A 3,963-nucleotide genomic window follows, 5' to 3' on the forward strand; every position below is an offset into this window, starting at 1 on the left:
CATGAGCGCGCTGATGTCCTGCGCCGATCCGGCGGCATATCTCGCGGAATTTGATTGCTAATTGTATAATATGTGCATATATTGCCGAATAGGATAGATATATGCGCTGGGTTTCCCCCATTGACAAGCCCGCACGGCTGTGCCATACTGAAAAAAACACCGAAAGGATGGCGCCCACTATGATCAAGATTGTTGCGAAAGCCAAGGTCAAGCCCGACTGCAAGGAGAAGTTCATCGAGCTGGCCAAGCCGCTCGTCGCCGCTTCCCAGGCGGAGGAGGGCAATATCGCCTACCACCTGCATGAAAGCCTGGAAGACCCCTATACCATGGCGTTCATCGAGTTTTGGAAGGATCAGGCCGCGATTGATTTCCACAACGCGACCCCGCACTTCACCTCGATCTGCCCGCAGTTCGACGCGCTGTTCGACGGCCCGATGGACGTCGCGCACTTTGTCGAAGTGGTATAAACGGCACCCTAAAATAAAAACCGCCGGAGCACAAAGCTCCGGCGGCTTTTTTATTGCGGTTTTACGGCTGCCACGAGCAGCATCATCGGGCGGCGCATCTCGTCGCGCATGCCCGGCAGGTGCAGCATGCCCTCTGGCGGCTGCGGCTCCACGATGCGTTGCAGGGCGAACCCCGCCGTCAGCAGCGTATCCAGGTAGGCCGTCAGGGTGCGGTGGTACTTGATAACCGGCTCGCCCAGGAAAACGGCCTGCCGCTCCCCCTCGTAATAGTAGTTGTCGACCGGGAAGTGCAGGATTTCGCCGTCTTCCCCATACCACCAGTCCTGCGGCCCCTGCGCCGTAAAGACCGGGTGCTCGACGGAAAACACGAACGAGCCGCCGGGCGCGAGCCAGCGGTAGACGCTTCGCACGAGCGGGGCGAAGTCCCGCACATAGTGGAACGCCAGCGAGCTAAGCGCCACATCGAACCCCGCCGCGGGCAGGTCGAGATCCTCCATCGCCGCGCGCAGGTAGGTGACGGCCGGCGAGGCGGTCTTGCCCCGCGCGACCGCGAGCATCTTTTCCGAAATATCCGTGCCCAGGACGGACTGCGCGCCGTGCCCGGCGGCATAGATGCAGTGCCAGCCGTAGCCGCAGCCCAGGTCGAGCACGCGCTTGCCCGCAAAGCTGGGCAGCAGCTTTTGCAGCGCGGACCACTCGCCCGCGCCGGCCAGCCCCTGTACCGAGCGCGCCATCTGGCTGTACTTTTCGAAAAAGGCCTCGTTATCGTATTTGTTCTGCTTCATTTAAAAATCCCCCATACAGATTAAATTTTTGATGCATCCGTATGGGTATCTGCTATTTTTTGCCCGTGCATACCTGGGCGCCCCCCTTTCACTCCCCGTCGCGGTACGGCTCGATGCGCTTGCCGCAGGACGGGCAATACTCCGGCTCGTAAAAGCCGCGGATCGGCATCAGCGTGTGGCAGTGCGGGCAGCGCCAGTCGCGGAAGATGACCACGCAGGCCGCGATGAGCAGGCCGACGCCAATGATTTCCCCCACCAGGCTGACCGGCCACGGCGCGACCGGCGCGAGCAGGATGATAACCAGCGCCACGATGCTCGCGGTGCGCCCGAATTTTTTCCCTTTGAAGTCCATGTTTCTCCCTCACAATTTATTTTTCCACCCGGCGGTGTGCCCGCCGGGGCGGTGCTCACTTTTTATATTTATGGTAGATGCGCACGAGGTTCAGCACCAGCGCGAGCAGCCCGAGCCAGTAGACCCAGCCAAAGGCATACGCGGGCAGCCAATGGAACGCGTCCGCGAAGCTCATAATGATCCAGAACGCGCCGAGCACCAGTAAATTGGTGCCGAAGCCGCGCCGGAACGCCGCTTCGTCGCGCACCGCCTCCAGATAGCGCCGGTCGAGCAGGAAGGACTGCTTGCCCGCGAGCAGCAGCACGCCGTTCGTCAGGAAGGCCGCCGCGATCAGGATTTCCAGGATGATAACCACCATTTTTTTAAACTCCTTCCGTGCCGTCCCACAGGGAACGGCCGAGGTCGACCCGCCCGTCCGGCAGGAAGGGCACGCCGTCCGCCTCGAGCAGGGTCCGCTGCATATTTTCGCCGCCGAAGGCAAACGCGGGCGACAGCCGCCCCTCGCGGTTCACCACGCGGTAGCACGGGATGCCCGCGGGGTCGGGGTTGGCGTGCAGCGCGTAGCCGACCACGCGCGCCCAGCGCGGGTTCCCCGCCAGCAGGGCGACCTGCCCATAGGTTGCGACGCGCCCCGCCGGGATGCGCCGCACGACTTCATAGATCCTGAGGAATGTATCCGCCATAAACGCCGCCTCCATAGAAGGTATTATAGCACGAAACCGCGCGCGGTTTAATAGCCCTCGCTAAATTTTCCGAAAAACACGTACTTTATAGGGATTTGCGCCTGCATGCGCCGAACACCGGCCGTCCGGGCATGGGAAAGGGGCGGCATTGCGCCGCCCCTGGTTAGGCTTGCACTTGGTTTTGGAGGGTTACGGAAGCTGGAAATAATAGCCGCCGTTGCCCTGCTGCGGGATTTGGCGCTGCTGCTGCGCCGGGGCGGAACTGCTGGACAGGTCGGCCTGGTCGGCGAGCGTGATCTCGATATCGAAGGTCTTGCCGGTCTCGATGCGGTAGACGCGCAGCGTCATCTTGTCGCCGGCCTTGCTGTTTTCCTTCTGCTCGTTGATCTCGTCCATGGTCGTGATTTCCTTGCCGTTCACGCCGATGATGATGTCCTTGGGCTGCAGACCCTTGGCCGCGGCGTCCGAGCGCTCGTCGACCTCGGTGACGACCACGCCCTGCGGCACGCCGTTATACTCCGCGGACTGCTTGGATAGGTTGTAGCCGGTCACGCCGATCGCCGGGCGGCCTTTGACGTGGCCGTAGGCGATGATCTGGTCGACCACGTCCTTCGCGGAATCGATCGGGATGGCGAAGCCCAGGCCTTCATAATAGGAGATGCCGAGCTTTGCGGAGGTGATGCCGATGACCTGGCCGTACTTGTTGATCAGCGCGCCGCCGGAGTTGCCGGGGTTGATGGAGGCGTCCGTCTGGATCAGGGTCATGACGCGGTCGTCGATCGTGATATCGCGGCTGATCGCGGAGATCGAGCCGGTGGTGATGGAGTTTGCCAGCTGTACGCCGCCGGGCGAGCCGATGGCGTAGGCCTTTTCACCGGCCTTGATCTGGCTGGAATCGCCGAACTCCGCCGGGGTGAAGGTGCCGCCGTCCGTGATTTGCAGCACGGCGAGGTCGGTCTGGTGGTCGTAGCCCACGATCTTGGCTGTGTGCTGCTGGCCGTCGTTCGTCACGACGGTGACCTTGTCGGCCGGCAGGTTGGTGTTTTCATCGGTAATGACGTGCGCGTTCGTGATGATCAGGCCCTCTTCGGTCATGATCACGCCGGAGCCGGAGGCCTGCCCCTGCGTTGCCAGGGAGGACGCCACGATGCTGACGACCGACGGCGAGACCTTTTCATAGATCTCCTCGCCCGTCAGCCCCTCGTCCGATGCGGAGCCGGTGCTGGAGGCCGCCTGCGAGATGGTCAGCTTGGGGGTATCTGCGGGCGCGCTGCCATCGATCGAGGAGGAAGCCGGCGCGGCGTTGCCCTGCGCGCCGAACAGCGAGCCCGCGAAGATGCCGCCCGCGAACACGAAGCAGGCCGCTACGACGCCGCCCACGACGCGCAACACGATCCGGCTGCCCTTTTTGGCCTTCTTCGGCTTCTTTTTGGGCTTCTGGTTCTGGCGCTGCCACTCTTCATAGGTGCTGAAGTTGTTCTGCGCGCCGGGCACCCCGTCCGCCTGTTCCGCCTGCACGCGGGGCGCCTGCCCCTCGCGCACCGGCACCTGGTAGGGGGTCCGCTGCTCCGCGCTGTTCCAGCCGTCCTGCGCCGGGCCGCTTGCGGGCGGTTGCGGCGCGGTGTTCCACCCGCCCTGCACCGTGTCGTTTGCGGGCGGCTGCGGCGCGGCGTTCC

At 63.2% G+C, this 3,963-nt stretch carries 6 protein-coding genes; 1 reads left to right on the forward strand and 5 read right to left on the reverse strand.

Going from position 1 to position 3,963, the window contains the following annotated elements; all coding sequences use genetic code 11:
• The first annotated feature begins 179 nt into the window (after positions 1–179).
• The gene (locus CZ203_RS07635; protein WP_087065532.1) at positions 180–467 is read left to right on the forward strand and encodes a putative quinol monooxygenase; all 288 of its coding nucleotides are present in this window, start codon (positions 180–182) and stop codon (positions 465–467) included.
• 50 nt (positions 468–517) lie between these two features.
• Here the strand turns inward: CZ203_RS07635 and CZ203_RS07640 are convergent, their stop codons facing one another.
• The 5 genes from CZ203_RS07640 to CZ203_RS07660 all read right to left on the reverse strand — a co-directional run.
• On the reverse strand, positions 518–1,252 hold the full coding sequence (locus CZ203_RS07640) for a class I SAM-dependent methyltransferase (protein WP_087065533.1): 735 nt from the start codon (positions 1,250–1,252) through the stop codon (positions 518–520).
• A gap of 88 nt (positions 1,253–1,340) precedes the next feature.
• Complete coding sequence (locus tag CZ203_RS07645) at positions 1,341–1,604, reverse strand: hypothetical protein (RefSeq protein WP_087065534.1); 264 nt, start codon at positions 1,602–1,604, stop codon at positions 1,341–1,343.
• 55 nt (positions 1,605–1,659) lie between these two features.
• Positions 1,660–1,962 (reverse strand): hypothetical protein, encoded by a 303-nt coding sequence (locus tag CZ203_RS07650; protein ID WP_087065535.1) that lies wholly within the window; start codon positions 1,960–1,962, stop codon positions 1,660–1,662.
• Between the two features lie 4 nt (positions 1,963–1,966).
• Entirely contained in the window at positions 1,967–2,287 is a 321-nt protein-coding gene (locus CZ203_RS07655; protein ID WP_087065536.1) for an MGMT family protein, read from the reverse strand.
• 189 nt (positions 2,288–2,476) lie between these two features.
• Positions 2,477–3,963 (reverse strand): S1C family serine protease (locus CZ203_RS07660; RefSeq protein ID WP_087065537.1); only part of this gene is annotated, 1,487 nt, incomplete at its 5' end.

Source organism: Intestinibacillus massiliensis, assembly GCF_900155735.1.
GTDB classification, from domain to species: Bacteria; Bacillota; Clostridia; order Oscillospirales; family Butyricicoccaceae; genus Intestinibacillus; species Intestinibacillus massiliensis.